The following is a 16,192-nucleotide window of genomic DNA, read 5'->3' as shown; positions in this document are numbered from 1 at the left end:
TTTTTAAACGAGATGGGTGGAAAAGTCCGTGGTGCAGGTACTAGTATTATTCATATTGAGGGAGTCCGTGAGTTTCATGGTACTACTCATACCGTGATACCGGATCGCATTGAGGCAGGAAGTTATCTACTCATAGCGGCGGCTACTGGGGGTGACGTCCTAGTCCAAAATGTGATTTCGGATCATCTTAAGCCCTTAATCGCCAAACTGGAGGAAGCGGGAATCCGTCTGGTGGAAGAAGGAGACAGTATACGCATATGTGGAGATGGAGTCTATAATTCTGTGGATATCAAAACACAGGTTCACCCCGGTTTTCCCACAGATCTTCAGGCTCCGTTTATGGCGTTCTTGACTCGAGCAAGGGGTACAGGATTAATTACGGAAACTGTTTTTGAAAACCGATTTATGCATGTCGATGAGTTAAAACGGATGGGGGCGGATATTAAGATTGAGGGTCGGAGTGCGATAGTTCAAGGGGTTCAGCGCATCAATGCGGCACCAGTAACTGCAACTGATTTACGGGCCGGAGCGGCATTAATCCTAGCAGCCTTAACTGCTGAAGGGTCAACAAGTATTCGAGGGATTCATCACATTGATCGGGGCTACGAGAAAGTAGAAGAAAAACTTTCGCGCTTGGGAGCCAATATTATACGTGAGGAAGAGGCGGAAGTGTCTTAACAAAACATATTTTCAAAAAGATAAGGGCAGTCTCAAATAGAAAGTGACATTTCTATTTTAAGACTGCCCTTTTAGTATTTTATGTCTGCCATATTCTAAATACCTTCTGCATAGATTCAAGTAAACGCTTGTACCGCAGGAGGGTAATTATGAAAAAAGAATGGGCGTGGCTGATTGGATTATCACTGTGTATTATTTTTGTAATACCCTGGAGCGTTATACGCTGGCAAAAAGATGAAATAACGAATGATGTGCTAATACGTGTTTTAATGTCTAATGGAGAGGTTGTTACACTCCCCCTTGAGGAGTATCTGGTAGGAGTGGTCGCGGCGGAAATGCCTGCTGAATTTGAGATTGAAGCACTAAAAGCGCAAGCTATTGCGGCCCGAACCTATGCTGCCAAAAGGTTAAGCCAAAGCAAATCAATTGATGTTAAATATGACGTTGATACCACGGTACTTACACAGGCTTGGTTATCCGATTCTGAAATGAAAAATAAGTGGGGATGGCTTAACTACTGGCGGTATCACAGTAAATTGCAAAAGGGTGTGAGTGCTACGCGCGGAATGGTTCTGGTTTCAAAAGGGGATTACATTGATGCTCTTTACCATAGTAGTAGCGGAAGAAAGCCCACCGAGCGAGCGGAAGAAGTATGGAGTTCAGCCCGAGAATATTTGCAAAATGTAAGTTCAGGTGAAGAAAATCCACAACGTTATGTTAAAACAATGACTTGGACATCTCAAGAACTTTTTAAGAAACTAGCAATTAAAGATTCACCGCGGGCTTTAACTTCAGGAGATTTCCAAGTTATAAATCGAACGGCGGTCGGAAGAGCTAAGAGGGTACGAGTGTTGGGGAAAGTATACCAAACTACCCAACTTCGTACCTTACTAGGCCTTGCCTCAACAGATTTAGAATGGGTTATTCAACCGGATCGCCTTACCATTACAACCTATGGCAATGGACATGCAGTAGGGATGTCACAATGGGGAGCCAATGATTTAGCTAAAAAGGATCAGAATGTAGAGGGGATACTGGCTCATTATTATCCAGGGACAAAGCTGATGAAGCTAGGGTATATGGAATAAACTAGTGAAGAGACGATAGATATTTAGTTTGGAACTGTTTAAAAAAAAAGTCATTCGGCAAGGCTAGAATAGAGGTGAGTCGAATGAAGCGTGGCAAAGTATCTACAAGCTGGTTTTTGGCTTGGAGCTTTTTCATACTAATGGGGAGTCTAATTATCTACATAGGATATCGAGTTACACTGACAGAATCTTCCCAAAATAGAGCGCAAATAGCCAATGAGGCAACCCAAACCGTTTTGGTAGGATCAGAACGTGCAGTTGGGGATACAAGGATCGATGGTTCAAAAATAATTTCACAACTCCAAATGAAAGACAACTCAATAAGCATCAAAAAAGACCAAGTAATACGAGATGGAATCATGATCGTACTCGGGAAAGATAATTCCATGGAGAAACATCACGAACTAAAGGATTTTCCATGCCCTGTATCTGGGAATCCTCTGCGGAAGTCAGGTAATTATTACTCAGTTTCCTTAGGAAGTTATCTCTTTCATGCAGGGACTGATTACGCAGTAGCGGAAGGAGCCGTGATCCGAGCAAGCCAAGGCGGAAAAGTCACCTTTTCTGGCTTGGATCTAATGCTAGGCCAAAAAGTGACTTTAGACTGTGGTGAAGGTTGGACAGTTACGTACGGCGGACTTGATAACCTTCGAGTAAAAGTAGGAGATACGATAGAAACGCAAGAGGCACTAGCCCAAGTAGGGATTTATCCGGGTGCGGAGGGGGTCAGTGATCAACCACAACTTCATTACGAACTATGGCATGGGAATGAAATTCAAGGGATATAGTTATGGGATATATGAATTGTCCCTACATCACAGTATTTACCAAAATAGGACATCCTTTATAGATGTCCTATTTATAGAGCCTTTTTTGTCGTTGGAGAGGATATTAAGGTCACTCCTCTACCATATAAGGATAGTTAACTGTAGTACGAGGAACCAATGTCTCTTTAATTGTACGTTGGTTCATCCATCGATATAAGTTGATTGAGCTACCAGCTTTATCATTTGTTCCTGATCCACGGCAGCTCGTCATTATATACATTGCTTCACATTTTTCGAATTAGGGGCAGGACAATCGCTTGAGGTTCCTGATGCACTCATTGACAACCCTACAAAACACACATAGAATTAATCTTATTTGGGATTGACGCAAAAACATATGAGATAGATATTGTCCTTTGAATACTTTTGTACGAGAGGTGCTTAACTTGACGCTTACAAAATTCGGGATCTTTAACACGATTGTTGAAGTTGGTAGCCTAACTAAAACGGCTGAAAAGCTCAATATGACACAGTCAGGCGTAAGCTATGCAGTTTCCACTCTCGAAGCTGAATTGGGGTTTATTTTACTCAAAAGAGATCGTTCAGGTGTAACCTTGACTAGTAATGGAGAACGAATTCTTAAACATGTACAAATAATTTTGCAGCAAGAGGAGCTTTTACGGCAAGAAGCAGCCGCTATTAGAGGCGTAAACACTGGTACTGTTCGGTTGGGAACTTTATCCAGCGTTTCTATGCAATGGCTTCCTGGAATTCTATCTCAGTTTCATAAAACGCATCCTCTAATTGAAGTTAAAACATACCTAGGGTGCTATGATGAAATGAACGACTGGATATCAAATGGCACTGTTGACTTTGGCTTTTTGTCATTGCCCACTTCGAGATCATTTGAAGTTATTCCTTTAAAAAAAGACAAACTGGTTGCTATCTTGCCCCCTGAGCACCCTCTGCGACATCAAAAAGTCATCTCCTTCAGTCAACTCGAAAATCAATCGTTTATTATGCCGCAATGGGGACATGATGACAATATTAAACGCAGTTTAAATGAAAGCAAAGTGAAACTTCAGATCCAATATGAATTGATGGAAGAACAGACCATCTTAGAAATGGTGAAAATGGGATTAGGAATCAGTATTCTTCCTGAACTAATTTTGGTCAATGTACCCGAAACCGTTCACGTGGTCGATTTGGAGAAACCTAATTATCGTATCATAGGAATTGCCGCCCTTTCTTTGAAAGACCTATCTCCTGCAGCTAAAGAATTAGTTGATTGTACCCAATCTTGGTTACGTGATCATGGTTTTCTTGAATTATAAAGGATTATTAATAAAATATTTAGAAAGGGGTCTAACCAACAACCGGTTAGACCCCTTTCTAATACTAGTCAGAAAGTATAACTTCGTTATATACTTTCTGGAAGCATAAGGGCAACTAAGGCGGCCGCCTTCGCCAAGGCTTGGCGCCAGCCAAGTTTTCTTTATACACTTGCAAACTATTCAATTCCTAAAACGTACAACATGAAAATGGGTACATTGAACCCCAAATTACGAGGGTTTCATCACGAACATGAATGAATAAGAAGATTATAGTTCAGCAATAATCTGTCCCATCTGGGATACGTCGTAGCCACCAATTCCCAACACTTCGGTTCGAAAAGCAGGGGATTGCAAGATACTCATTAAAGCCTGAAAATGTGGTCTCTCTCGATCTTCCTGTCGTATCACCAAATCATAACGTTCCTTATGCAGAGGAATAAAATCGAGATTGATAAATTGCATAGCTACCTTTTCAATCCCTAAACCAACGTCTGCCTCCCCACGCGCAACTTTGCTTGCTATGGCAAGGTGGGTCATTTCTTCATCACCATAGCCAAGAATATCTTTGTGATTAATTCCAGAGAGTCTTAGTTTTTCATCTAACAACACTCTTGCACCGGACCCTCTTTCGCGGTTAATAAAACGAACATCTCGTTTGGTTAGGTCACTCCAAGTGGTTATATGCTTGGGGTTTCCTTTGGCAACATAGAAACCTTCCATTCGATAAACCAAGTTAATAATACAAGTAGGGTGACCAGGTAAAAGCCTTCGAACATAGGGGGTATTATATTCGTTGGTATCACTGTCCCATAAGTGCGCAGTAACAACGTTCGCAAGGCCGCGATAGAGGGCCATGAGCCCGTCGATGCTTCCAATATAACGGCGTAAGAAGTGAACCTGCGGAAATTGTTTTTCCAAATAACGTGTTAAGATGTCCAAGACAATATCTTGACCGCAGATGACTAAGCTTTCATCAGATTTAAAACAATGATTTGAGCGCTCGTTCGGGGTAGGCAAATCTGATGGGGGTGTTACGGGGGATTCCAGAGGATTAAGGCCCTTAGATTTTCGTTTATAAGTCTCGATATCAGCACCTTCAACTCGGACTTTGCGACCAATATGGTAAGCCGTTAGCTCTCCTCGCTTTATTAGCTCATAAACTGTGAACTTAGAAATCCTAAGGATTTTAGCGACTTCTTCGGGCGTATAAGAAACATCATTGGACATAGGAAACGCACCTGTCCCTTCTGAATAGTTTCATGAATATAATAAACACACTAAAATTGTATTGCAAAATTATTATATCATATCGTATAATGACAATGTAGTTGAGTTTTGTTAGTTTTAGTTAGGATACATAATGTTAAATCTATTAAATCTTAAACATAATCTAACGTAAACAAACATGACTGAAGTTAACTATAATTATTAATTTTGCGAGTGAGGGGGACTTCAAGTGAAAAAGGTTTCATGGGTATTGATGTTTAGTTTTCTGTTAATTCTATCTGTGACGGGTTGTAGTGGAGGGAATACTCAACCATCATCAAACGTCACACAGGTTATACCGACAGAAATTATGGTATCAGCTGCAGCTAGCCTGCAGGATTCATTGACCAATCTCCAAAAAGTTTATGCACTGAAAAAACCTGACGTTAAACTTACCATAGTTTTTGGAGCGTCAGGTACTCTTCAACAACAAATCGAACAGGGTGCACCCGTTGATCTTTTTATTTCTGCAGGAAAGTCACAGATGGATGCCTTAGAACAAAAGAACTTGTTAGTTAAAGAGAGTAAAGTTGACTTGGTGGGCAATGAATTAGTTTTAGTTACGATGAAGGATAATAGCGACGTTAAGACCCTAGAAGATCTGAGCAAATCGAGCGTTGATGGGATTGGTATTGGGACCCCCGAGTCCGTACCAGCTGGAAAATATGCGCAAGAATCCTTAACAAATCTCAAGCTTTGGGATTCATTACACACTAAGTTCGTGATGGCTAAGGATGTGACCCAGGTCCTGAATTATGTAGAAACAGGTAATGTGGCGGCAGGGTTTGTATACCAATCTGATGCTCAAGGGTCGACAAAAGTTAAAGTCGTAACTGTAGTTCCAGCAAGCAGTCATAAGCCAATTTCTTACCCTGCAGCGGTCATATCGTCTACTAAAAATAAACAAGCTGCAGAGGACTTTCTAAAGTACTTACAAAGCTCGGAAGCCCAACAAGTCTTTGTAAAATATGGGTTTAAGACCTTAGCAAAATAAACAAGATTCTGGGGGAGTCCTATGGAATTCAGCTATATTCCAATTATTTTATCTCTAAAAGTTGCCTTTGCCGCCGTTATTATTGTGACTTGTTCTTCGATACCAATAGCTGGCCTTATGGCTAAGCGAGAATTCTGGGGTAAAGATGTTGTCGAATCGATTATTACTTTACCCTTAGTACTTCCTCCTTCGGTTATTGGCTTCATGTTGCTTTATGTTTTTGGCAAGAACGGCCCTTTAGGTAAGTTATTCGAACAATGGTTCCATACTAGAATTGTCTTTACTTTAGCGGGAGCAGTAATAGCAGCTGCTGTCGTTTCCTTTCCCTTGATGTATCAAGCTGTAAAGGCCGCGATTGAGAGTGTTGATCAAAATCTTGAGAAGGCTGCACGTACATTGGGGGCTAGAGAACTAAGGGTGTTCTTCACTATAACCCTTCCATTAGCTTGGAATGGCATTATTGCGGGTTTAGTCTTAGCCTTCGCCCGGTCTTTAGGGGAATTTGGAGCAACGTTGATGATTGCTGGAAATATTCCAGGCAAGACTCAAACTATGCCTATTGCCATATACTTTGCCAATGAAGCGGGCGATACAGGGCAAGCAAGCATCTTGGTTATCATTATGACGGCATTTAGTTTTCTGGTAATTTATGGACTGAATCGGTGGGGGAAACGATCTCAACGCGATCGGAATCCGGAAGGGGGTACTACTTAATGCTTAAGGCGCATTTTAAAAAAAAATTACCAACCTTTGAGCTTGAAGTAAATATCTCCGTGAGGAATGGTATTCTTGCTCTTGTGGGTCCTTCTGGTGCTGGCAAGACGACAATCCTGCAGTGCTTAGCAGGTCTTCAGACCCCTTCTTGGGGGGAAATTAATATCCATGGCAAGACCGTCTTCTCCTCTGCGAATTGTTTAAATATTCCGATTAGAAATCGACGCATAGGATATGTATTTCAGGACTATGCTCTCTTTCCGCACATGACCGTTGAGAAGAATGTGATGTACGGGAAGCCCTCGAAAGGGAGTAACCCTAACAAAGTTCTTTCCATTTCTAATGTCTTAGAGATGCTCAAGATCGAACATCTGCGCAACCGTTATCCGAAGCAGATTTCGGGGGGGGAAAAACAAAGAGTCGCTCTCGCACGTGCGCTAATGACCGAGCCCGAACTTTTGTTGCTTGATGAACCTCTTTCTGCACTTGACCAGGATACGCGGAGTACACTCCAACAAGAGTTGCTTAGGTTCCAAGCCCAATGGCAGATTCCCTTTATTTTAGTGACACACGATGTTCAAGAAGCAGAAATCCTTGGAGACCAGATTATCAAGTTGGAGCAGGGTAAACAAAAGGAGATATAATAATGAATTCGTTCCCATTCGTTTAAAGTATGGAGGGGAGACAACTCTAAATAACTACACAGTATTTACCAACTGAGGACATCCTTTTACGGATGTCTTTTTTTATGGAGCACGCATATAAATGTACTACACTTGTGGACGAAGGAGGGCTCTGCGTGCAAGAATATATACGCAAACGGGTGCTCGATATTGGAACTTACATATTGGAATCGAGCGCAACCGTCAGGCAAACGGCTGATGTTTTATTTTTCATATTTTAATAGAGTCTTATTATTGCCAATATATAACGTGGGATTTGTTTCGATTGCGCTCGGCCCAATGGGAGTCAGTGAACAAGTATATAATGAACTTGTACTGCCAGAACGTAGTATTTTAACGCTCTGATTTTTGTTTTTTCCAGGTTGAGTAGATTTTTGTCGATAAACCAAAAATGTATTGAAAAACAATAGTTCTAATGGTATATTAAAATAAAGTAATTAGTCCCATTTCATCATAGGACTAATTACTACAAAGTAAATTTCTCAAAACTAGGGCAAACCGCACGAAAGTGCGAGACGCAAAGCCAAAGGGTCTAATTTCCTTACCGGAATATGATAGCCTAGCTGCAAAATAAATTTATGTATGGAGCAGCTATCAATAAGTTGCTTTTTTCTTTTTTAGAAAAAGCCCATGAACATATTCGAATATTATTTTACATACATATTTTGGTTGTACAAGTATTTATATATATGGAATCAATTTAATCTACCTAAGAGGGTGCATATGGGTAAATTGCAGAGGAATAACATGCGATGAAAAATAAATATGTGACTACATCTGGGCTTAGTAAGGTATATCCAGGCCGTATTGGCTTTTGCGATATATAACCATAATTATGATAATTAATGTACACGGAAAACTGCATCTTACAGGGCTGCGACAAAGGCAAACCTAACGAAAGTTAGGGACGCAAAGCTACGGGTCTTCCACGTAAGGGTGATGATCGCCGGGTTTCCGAACAGGGTTTATGTCGCCATTCCTTTTAGGAGTGGCGTTTATATTTTTGGGGGTGGTTTTTCTGGAAACTTAATATACGGCCATTATCTGTCAATCGTCTTTCCCTGGGAGAGCCTATGGAATTGGATTTGTTCGATGCCCAAGGGTGTTTGCTTTTAGAAAAGGGTAAAACCGTGACGAAGGACATTATAGAGCGCGATCAAATGCGGGAAGTTTATGTAGTTACTTATGAATGGATCAATAAGAACCATTCCGACACACTGTTGTCCACAGGGCATCAACACCATTTAAATTCATTGAAACGTGTTTATTACGAACCTAATTTTATACGCCAGGATTATTTACATACTGCAACGACAATTGTGGCAAAGTTAATTCGTAAATCGAAGGAAAACTCCGGATTGCCCGTTGACCTTAGCGAATTAGAGTCATATGATTATAGCTATGTCCATTCTGTTAATGTTGCTTTACTGGCTACAATCGTTGGCTTACAAATGGGTTATGGGCCGTTGATGCTCAATAACTTGGCCCTTGGTGCCCTTCTTCACGATTGGGGAAAGCTAATGATTCCCTGTGAAATACTCGATAAACCATCTGGTTTAACAGCCAGGGAATTTGAGATTATCAAACAACATCCGGGCCTCGGCGAACAAATGCTAAGGTCTGTAATTCCATCAGAGGAAGTTTTAAAAATAGTCCGGCAACATCATGAACGTTGGAATGGACAAGGATATCCAGACTGTTTGAGCGGAGAAGCGATTTATCACGGTGCTCAAATTGTCGCAATGGCGGATGTCTTTGATGCGTTAACGGCAGATCGTCCCTACCGGAAGGGGCTTCCCCCCTATCATGCGTTAGAAATGATTTTGTCTAGAGTCAATATTAATTTCTCTTCAGATGTCGTTAAAGCTTTCCGAAGTAGCTTAATCCTATATCCCGAAAATTCCCGAGTCACTCTTAATACGGGAGAAACAGGCACTGTGATTGCTATTCCCCTTGGTCTTCCCACACGCCCGGTTGTACGGATAATCTCAGACTGGGAAGGTCATCCCGTGAAAAAGGAAAAAATCGTGGATTTGCTCCACGATTTAAGTCTTTCGGTAAGTGCCATTGATTTTAGCTCAGCTCATCTTACCCAAGATATGAGGATGAACGGGGTTTGATTTGTTTAATTGGAGTGGAGGTCTTACAGTGTTATTAAAAATAGAAAGAAAGATTATCGATGGCAAAGGCCTGTTAAGTTTATCCGGGGTTTTAGATATTTCTACCGTTGAGGCTCTTCGATTAAGCTTGGAATATTTCCAGGGCTTGGACAAATTAGACATTGATCTCGGAGGAGTTAGATTTGTCGATTCGACAGGTATAGCCGGTATTATTGACTCGGTACAAGCGTTTCGCAAAATGAAAATTAACGTATTTATAAAGAATATCCCGATTTCCATATACGAAATTTTGGCTATTTTAAGCGTACCGGAAATTTGCGGTAGTGAAGTGTTTGAATACCCGAAAGGCTTGACTAACTTGATTGTTAAAGAGAAAGTATGAGGAGATTTGTTCCAATAGAGGCCCAGCCGTTATCTGCGGGAAAGTAGGATTGGGAAGGGTATGTATTTAGGGCTGACGGTATTTGGGGAAGAGAAAGGGGTCAGCGAGTATGTTTTCTTTGGGGAAACCGCTAGTGAACGGGACTTTGCGACGAAAGATGATGTTAAGCTCAGTCTTTTCGCTTACCCTTATTTTGTTGGTGACTCTCGGTACGTATTTTTATGTCTTTTACTTTGAATTAAAGAATCGCTATGAGCTAAGAGTTACCAGCTTAGCCTCAACTGCTGCTATTCTAATTGACGGTCAGGCCCATGACCGGTTACGGACCAGGGCGGACGAGAATTGTGCGGAATACCGGGAGATTCAGAAAGTTCTCCAAGATATCCAAAAAGTAAACCCGGATATAACGGATATTTATACGATGCGCATGTTAGGCGAGGGGGAAAAGTGGGAATTTATCGTTGATGCGAAAACGAAGGCACCTTTTCATATCGGCGATGTTTACGATGCAACCGGACAAGACGCTATAAAACAGGCCTATGCCTATGCTGATGGAATTGCCGATAAAAGATTAATGATCGGCCAGTGGGGTGCTGGTTTGTGCGGTTATGCGCCAATCAAAAATAGCAACGGTCAAACCGTAGGCATTGTTGGCCTTCATATTGCTGCTGAAAATATTTTTCACCAGGAACGAAAACTGGCACTCTGGGCGCTGGCCATTTTTGTTTTTTCTCTGGGCTTAACATTTTACACAACCAGTAAGCGGGTTAAAAGTTTTACCCAGCCGCTTGAACAAATGACGGCAGGAGTAAACAGAATTAGGATGGGAAACTACGAGCACAGGATCTATATTAAAACCGGAGATGAGTTCGAAATCCTAGGGGATACCCTAAACGCAGCAAATGACATGATGACGAATTATCAGCAGATGATTGAACGGGACCTGCAAAATACCAGGATGCAAAGGGAAAAGATTTTCCATGTCTACCGCGATGTCATTTACGCGGTAACTCAAGGAAAGTTTAATTTATTGAATGAGGAAGAGTTTGAGCTTTTAAAACGTGAAGGAGTGTTTCAAGAGGAAGTCATAATCGCCGCCGTGACAGATGTGAATGCCGCCCGGGAATTGATTGCGGCTTATCTGGAAAAACGGGGGTGTTCTCAGCAACATTTGGCTCATATTGTCCTAAGTATTTCCGAAACGGTAACCAATGTCATTAAACATGCAGGGTACGGGATTATGCAAATTCGCGCGCTCGATCATGGTGTCCGGGTCAGCGTTGCTGATCAAGGTCCGGGGATGGACTTTGATAAACTACCCAATATGATTTTTCTGCAGGGGTTTTCCACCAAAGTTTCCATGGGCTATGGGTTTAGTATTATTTACAGGTTTGCAGATAAGATATATCTTTCAACATCTGAGCGTGGAACTTCTTTGGCTATGGATTTTCTGAACCTTATGGATTCATGAATCCAGACGACAAAAATATTCGATCGCAAAACCACTTTCCGGTTGCACAAGGGATGTTTTGCTGTAAGACTGTACAGATTTGATCCAATCGAAAGTGATAAGAGGAAGAGCATAATATCACAGAACGTAAACTGGCTCAAAAGTTACTAAGGGAACAAATCGAGATAATGCAATTAGAACTGGAAATGGAGCTAAACAATTTACATTTCTGGTGAAATAAATTGTGATAATGGCAGGAAACTTGATATTTGCGGGCTGGCGGAAAAGGTCTTGGAAGACGTTAACAGACATATGGATAACGTAGAAAGTAAGGATGATTTAGCGTTTTTTGTAATAAAATATGACGGAGGTTAAATCATGGCTTTAAAAAATAAACAAACTGTTGGCGATAAATCAGAACATCAACGTACAAGGGTATACCGGGAGATACAGGAAAAAAAAGAAGTAATTCCTGACTCCGTTTTCGATGGTTCCATTGAGATCAGAAACGGTGAGTTACTTTTTACCCCACCCCGTGGATTAGGCAGGTTCCCCTTGATCATGGCCGGAGAAAATGTTGAAATTTATCTCAACGGAAAGAAAATAGAAACTCCTTCCTTTATTAACGATCATGATACTGTTGAGATCAAAACTCTTGATACTGCACCTTCAGTGGATCTGGAAATTAGTATAATAGAAGATAAAATGAAAGCTTTTTTATTAGTTAAGAAAGCGTTTGGAAAAAAGTATGCTCTTATTGATTGTAAGCCAATGCAGATAGTTAAGGTTATAGCGAGATGTGTAATAGAAGAAGAACCAGCTCCGATTCAATATGAAGATGTCATGGAGGCATTACAAAACAAGGGTGTGGTTTTTGGAATTCAGAAAGACGCTATAATGAAAGCAGTTCAAGACACAGCTGGAGAATTTACTGTAGAAATCGCAACCGGTCTTTTTCCTGTTGAAAGCGTAGATGCTTCGATTATGTACAATTTCCAGGATGAAGACTGGAGCGTATCAGCAAGAAATCCCTATGGGAATGGTAAAATCCATTCGGTTTCTCTTGGAGAAATTGTAGCCATTAAGAGACCGCCTGTCCCAGGTAAGCCAGGAATCGATGTTACAGAAAATCCGGCATTAGTGAGAATGCCGAAAGATGTTCCCATATTAATTAAAGATGGAGTCGAACTCATTAATGAGGGTACAGTCGCCATTGCAACAAGAAGTGGTAAGCCTGTGCTGGAGGGATACAGTAAAAAGTACTTATCTGTACGTCCTGTTTATATTGTGGAGGGTGATGTGAACCTCACGGTTGGAAACATTAAATTTAAAGGCGATGTTATTGTAAAAGGTAGTGTATACGACGGATTCTCAATCGAAGCAAGTGGGAGTATTCGGGTTTTAGGCGATGTCCTGCATGCTGCTTTGTATGCCAATGGAGATATTGTCGTCAATAAAAAGGCCATTTCGTCTCGACTACAAGCAGGTGGTTTGGCTGTTCCCTACAAATGGATTTATAAGATGCTTACCCAGTTATTAAACCGGCTTGAGAATTTACTTGCGGCCATGAAGTTGCTAAAAGCCCAGCGTGCTTTTACTACGGGTGACCTCAAGGAAAACGGTGAGGGTCAACTTGTTAAGTTATTAATTGACTATAAATTCAGGGATATTCCACCCTTGATTTATGAGTTAATCGAAATTGTTCTGAAGGAAGAAAATCAAGGTCTTATAGTTGACCTTGTGCAAATTACTCAGCACTTAAGTCAAAAGTTATGTAATCTCGGACCATTGCGCATACAACATCAAAATGAAATAGAATTACTCATACAAGAATTACAGGAGTCTCTAAATATTGTAGATGGGTTAGTCGTAAATGCAGCAAATATTGCCGTTAGTTATCTGCAAAACAGTGTAGCACAGGCAAACGGTGATATCATTATTACCGGAAAAGCAAGTATTATTTCTCAGTTACATGCCGAAGGAAAGATAGTAATTAACAGTGGGGTAGTCAGGGGTGGGCACCTCAGCGCACGGGAGGGAATTAAAGTTATGGAATTGGGCTCAAACAAGGATGGCGAGGTTAATATCAGTTTGCTGGACAATTGTGTTTTGGAAGCAGCTATTGCTTATCCGGGCATTGTGATCCGTCATGCAACGGATATAAAAGTAGTGCAAGAACACCAAAGATACTTACGGGCGCAAGTAAGTAAAGGACATTTAATCGTTGAAAATGCAAACGAATATTGAACGAATATTGAACGAATATGAGGAACCAAACCTCTTCCTGTCAGCAAGTAAGGTTTACCAGATAATGCAAAATAATGATCGATAGTGTTTTAAATAAATCTAAAATGAGGTTATGAATATGCGTATAATATCCGTCGAAAACTTAGAAGAGGGAATGGAAATCGGCAGAACGATTCACGGTGAAAACGGTACGACCTTACTTGCAGCGGGTGTCGAATTAACGTCGAGATTTATCAACCGGCTAAAAGAGTTGGGCATAGCTTCGGTATATATTCGCGATGATGCCGTCGGCGAGATTGAAATCGATGATGTGGTGTCAGAAAGAACCAGGCTCGAGGCCCTAAAGGTCACCAAAGAAGTAATGAGTAATATTAATTTGAATTCCAGTAGTTTTGATATCCAAATGGTGAATGACGTAGTCGATAACATCATCAATGAACTATTGGCTAATAGAGATATTGTGGTTAATGTTCTGGACATTCGAGCTATCAATGATTTTACTTATGGTCACAGTGTCAGTGTAGCAATTCTTTCGATTATTACCGGTATTGCTATGGGGTACGATCACACAAAGTTGAGCAAGCTTGCAGCTGGTGCTTTGTTACATGACATCGGCAAAAGTAAGTTCCCCGAGCACTTACTTAACAAAGTTGATCCTTTAAATGAGGAGGAAGAGCAACTTTTCCAAGGACATACAATTGCCGGTTTTGAGATTTTAAAAAATATTAGAGAGTTCAGTCTAGCGGCTGCCCATGTTGCCCTTCAACACCATGAAAGATATGATGGTACCGGTTATCCCCGCCAGTTAAAAGGAGAAGGAATCAGTGAATTTGCCCGAATTGTCACAGTGGCCGATATTTATGATAAAATGACTACGAGTATCGTCGGACGCCCCCGTTGCATGCCTTTTCAAGCACTAGAGATCATCATGGCGAATCGAGGGATATTCCTTGATCCGGAGGTTGTCGAGCATTTTATGAATATTATTGCGCTCTTTCCTGTGGGTACGACTGTCTTACTTAATACCGGGGAAAAGGCGGTCGTGATTCAAACGTCCAGGAAACATCCCACCCGTCCGGAAGTAAGAGTTTTCATCGACAGGGATGGCAAGCTGATAACTCCTCCTTATGAAATTAATTTGGTCTACAGTTCAAATTACTTTATTACCCGGGTAATAGAGGAGGGTTAAGGTAATTGTTTAATGAATTTAGGCAAACTCAACTTTTGTATCGAGTTTGTTCCCTCCTTATTAAGGCTCAGCAGGATAATGACGAAGTATTTAACCAAATAGTTGCTCTCTTATGTCAAGAGTTAAGAGTTACAGGTTCAAGTATCTGGATAGCCACTCACCAAGGCGGGATAGGGCAGCAGAGACTGGCCTTTTTTCAAGCTGGGGAAAAGCTAAGTTATTCCTTGCCGAATTTAGATTACCAAGCCGCGGCTTTAGTCTTTGAACAGGGAAACGGCCTGGTTTTGCATAATATTCATAACGATGAGAATTTTCATGAGGCAAAACGGAATGATCTTTGGGTGACTGCTTACCCTTTAAAGAACAAAAGTGAGCTTATCGGTGTGTTTTGTATTTGGGATAATTGCAATAAACGCACACACCAGGAAAGAGAAAATTTTGTGTCCCTGGTCCAAAAAGTGGGCAGCGAACTGACAAACGGACTCTATAACTATAAGCAATATTCTCAAGCTAACCATAAAAGGATAGTGAAAGAGTTAGAAACCGCCCGCCGCATTCAATTTGATTTGATGCCAAAAGAATTGCCTGTTTTACAAGGAATCTCTCTAGGAGTTCGAACGATTCCGGCTAATGAAGTGGGCGGGGATTATTTGGATATATTTTTGACTAATAGTAAACATCTTGGCATTGCAATTGGTGATGTGATGGGTAAAGGCATTCCCGCTGCTTTATGGATGGCCATGACCAAGGTCGCGATGCGCACAGCGGCTAAAGACGATACCCAACCACATATCGCTGTAAGTCAAGTAAATTCAGTGCTCTTTCCTGATTTATCACGCCAAGGTATTTTCGTCACATTACTTTATGCTTTATACGATCCTTACAACAAAACACTTTTATTTTCCAATGCCGGACACCTACCGCCTCTGTTATTTCGAAGCAAGACTCAAAAAGTTGAACCTTTACAACTAAAGGGAGCTTATATTGGTGGTGTGGAAAATAAGATCTACCAAATTAGTGGAGTCCGGTTACAGAAAGGGGACATAGTGCTCTTTTACACTGACGGCTTAATAGAAGCTTTGAATTCGGCCCAAAAACAGTTAGGAGTTGAAAAGGTAGCTGAATTACTGAACAGTAATGCCCTGTATGACGCTTCTCAGATAATCGATCGTTTGATTGTAGATTTAGGACAATTCACGGGCGACTATCACCAGACTGATGATATAACTCTGGCAGTTTTAAAGGTTGAGGAATGAGTTGCCTGGGGAAAAAAGGATTTG

At 41.1% G+C, this 16,192-nt stretch carries 14 protein-coding genes, 1 pseudogene and 2 riboswitches; of the genes and pseudogenes, 14 read left to right on the top strand and 1 reads right to left on the bottom strand.

What is annotated here, in order from left to right; all coding sequences use genetic code 11:
- From UF75_RS13645 to UF75_RS13630, 4 genes are all read left to right on the top strand, one after another.
- On the top strand, nucleotides 1-678 hold a 678-nt coding region (locus tag UF75_RS13645), incomplete at its 5' end, for a UDP-N-acetylglucosamine 1-carboxyvinyltransferase (RefSeq protein WP_045575150.1).
- Between the two features lie 149 nt (nucleotides 679-827).
- Entirely contained in the window at nucleotides 828-1,766 is a 939-nt protein-coding gene (gene spoIID, locus UF75_RS13640) for a stage II sporulation protein D (protein ID WP_045575142.1), read from the top strand.
- A gap of 83 nt (nucleotides 1,767-1,849) precedes the next feature.
- A complete protein-coding gene (locus tag UF75_RS13635; RefSeq protein WP_052693244.1) occupies nucleotides 1,850-2,554 on the top strand; it encodes a M23 family metallopeptidase in 705 nt (234 codons plus the stop codon).
- A 425-nt stretch (nucleotides 2,555-2,979) separates the two neighbouring features.
- Nucleotides 2,980-3,867, top strand: coding sequence for a LysR family transcriptional regulator (locus UF75_RS13630; RefSeq protein ID WP_045575141.1), 888 nt, complete (start codon nucleotides 2,980-2,982; stop codon nucleotides 3,865-3,867).
- A 267-nt stretch (nucleotides 3,868-4,134) separates the two neighbouring features.
- Here the strand turns inward: UF75_RS13630 and UF75_RS13625 are convergent, their stop codons facing one another.
- Nucleotides 4,135-5,094, bottom strand: a complete 960-nt coding sequence (locus tag UF75_RS13625; protein WP_045575140.1) for a helix-turn-helix transcriptional regulator — start codon at nucleotides 5,092-5,094, stop codon at nucleotides 4,135-4,137.
- A gap of 229 nt (nucleotides 5,095-5,323) precedes the next feature.
- Between UF75_RS13625 and modA the strand changes: the two genes are divergently transcribed.
- The 10 genes and pseudogenes from modA (at nucleotide 5,324) to UF75_RS26285 (ending at nucleotide 16,168) form a co-directional block, all read left to right on the top strand.
- Nucleotides 5,324-6,127 (top strand): molybdate ABC transporter substrate-binding protein, encoded by an 804-nt coding sequence (gene modA / locus UF75_RS13620; protein WP_242860236.1) that lies wholly within the window; start codon nucleotides 5,324-5,326, stop codon nucleotides 6,125-6,127.
- Between the two features lie 21 nt (nucleotides 6,128-6,148).
- Complete coding sequence (modB, locus tag UF75_RS13615) at nucleotides 6,149-6,841, top strand: molybdate ABC transporter permease subunit (protein ID WP_045575139.1); 693 nt, start codon at nucleotides 6,149-6,151, stop codon at nucleotides 6,839-6,841.
- Nucleotides 6,841-7,485, top strand: coding sequence for an ATP-binding cassette domain-containing protein (locus tag UF75_RS13610; protein WP_045575138.1), 645 nt, complete (start codon nucleotides 6,841-6,843; stop codon nucleotides 7,483-7,485). Before modB ends, UF75_RS13610 begins: the two co-directional genes overlap by 1 nt.
- 155 nt (nucleotides 7,486-7,640) lie before the next feature.
- Nucleotides 7,641-7,727, top strand: a pseudogene (locus UF75_RS13605) (sporulation transcriptional regulator SpoIIID); the annotation flags it as partial.
- 279 nt (nucleotides 7,728-8,006) lie between these two features.
- A riboswitch (cyclic di-GMP riboswitch) is annotated at nucleotides 8,007-8,095 on the top strand.
- A 303-nt stretch (nucleotides 8,096-8,398) separates the two neighbouring features.
- Nucleotides 8,399-8,483, top strand: a riboswitch (cyclic di-GMP riboswitch).
- A 120-nt stretch (nucleotides 8,484-8,603) separates the two neighbouring features.
- Nucleotides 8,604-9,644 (top strand): HD-GYP domain-containing protein, encoded by a 1,041-nt coding sequence (locus tag UF75_RS13600; RefSeq protein ID WP_197079399.1) that lies wholly within the window; start codon nucleotides 8,604-8,606, stop codon nucleotides 9,642-9,644.
- A gap of 28 nt (nucleotides 9,645-9,672) precedes the next feature.
- Nucleotides 9,673-10,026 (top strand): STAS domain-containing protein, encoded by a 354-nt coding sequence (locus UF75_RS13595; RefSeq protein WP_045575136.1) that lies wholly within the window; start codon nucleotides 9,673-9,675, stop codon nucleotides 10,024-10,026.
- A 109-nt stretch (nucleotides 10,027-10,135) separates the two neighbouring features.
- Nucleotides 10,136-11,497, top strand: a complete 1,362-nt coding sequence (locus tag UF75_RS26290) for an ATP-binding protein (protein WP_052693243.1) — start codon at nucleotides 10,136-10,138, stop codon at nucleotides 11,495-11,497.
- 357 nt (nucleotides 11,498-11,854) lie between these two features.
- Nucleotides 11,855-13,723: a FapA family protein gene (locus UF75_RS13585; protein ID WP_045575135.1), complete on the top strand. Its 1,869-nt coding sequence runs from the start codon at nucleotides 11,855-11,857 to the stop codon at nucleotides 13,721-13,723.
- A gap of 118 nt (nucleotides 13,724-13,841) precedes the next feature.
- Nucleotides 13,842-14,912: an HD-GYP domain-containing protein gene (locus tag UF75_RS13580; protein ID WP_045575134.1), complete on the top strand. Its 1,071-nt coding sequence runs from the start codon at nucleotides 13,842-13,844 to the stop codon at nucleotides 14,910-14,912.
- Nucleotides 14,913-14,917: 5 nt separating this feature from the next.
- Nucleotides 14,918-16,168 (top strand): GAF domain-containing SpoIIE family protein phosphatase, encoded by a 1,251-nt coding sequence (locus UF75_RS26285; RefSeq protein WP_052693241.1) that lies wholly within the window; start codon nucleotides 14,918-14,920, stop codon nucleotides 16,166-16,168.
- Nucleotides 16,169-16,192: the final 24 nt, after the last annotated feature.

The sequence above is a fragment of the Desulfosporosinus sp. I2 genome (assembly GCF_000960765.1).
Lineage (GTDB): Bacteria > Bacillota > Desulfitobacteriia > Desulfitobacteriales > Desulfitobacteriaceae > Desulfosporosinus.
This window is presented reverse-complemented; position numbering and strand designations above follow the sequence as displayed.

What these genes read in the sequence shown, in the direction of transcription:
- spoIID (WP_045575142.1), top strand. Translation starts at nt 828, where the DNA reads ATGAAAAAAGAATGGGCGTGGCTGATTGGATTATCACTGTGTATTATT.
- UF75_RS13635 (WP_052693244.1), top strand. Translation starts at nt 1,850, where the DNA reads ATGAAGCGTGGCAAAGTATCTACAAGCTGGTTTTTGGCTTGGAGCTTT.
- UF75_RS13625 (WP_045575140.1), bottom strand. Translation starts at nt 5,094, where the DNA reads ATGTCCAATGATGTTTCTTATACGCCCGAAGAAGTCGCTAAAATCCTT.
- modB (WP_045575139.1), top strand. Translation starts at nt 6,149, where the DNA reads ATGGAATTCAGCTATATTCCAATTATTTTATCTCTAAAAGTTGCCTTT.
- UF75_RS13610 (WP_045575138.1), top strand. Translation starts at nt 6,841, where the DNA reads ATGCTTAAGGCGCATTTTAAAAAAAAATTACCAACCTTTGAGCTTGAA.
- UF75_RS26290 (WP_052693243.1), top strand. Translation starts at nt 10,136, where the DNA reads ATGTTTTCTTTGGGGAAACCGCTAGTGAACGGGACTTTGCGACGAAAG.
- UF75_RS13585 (WP_045575135.1), top strand. Translation starts at nt 11,855, where the DNA reads ATGGCTTTAAAAAATAAACAAACTGTTGGCGATAAATCAGAACATCAA.
- UF75_RS13580 (WP_045575134.1), top strand. Translation starts at nt 13,842, where the DNA reads ATGCGTATAATATCCGTCGAAAACTTAGAAGAGGGAATGGAAATCGGC.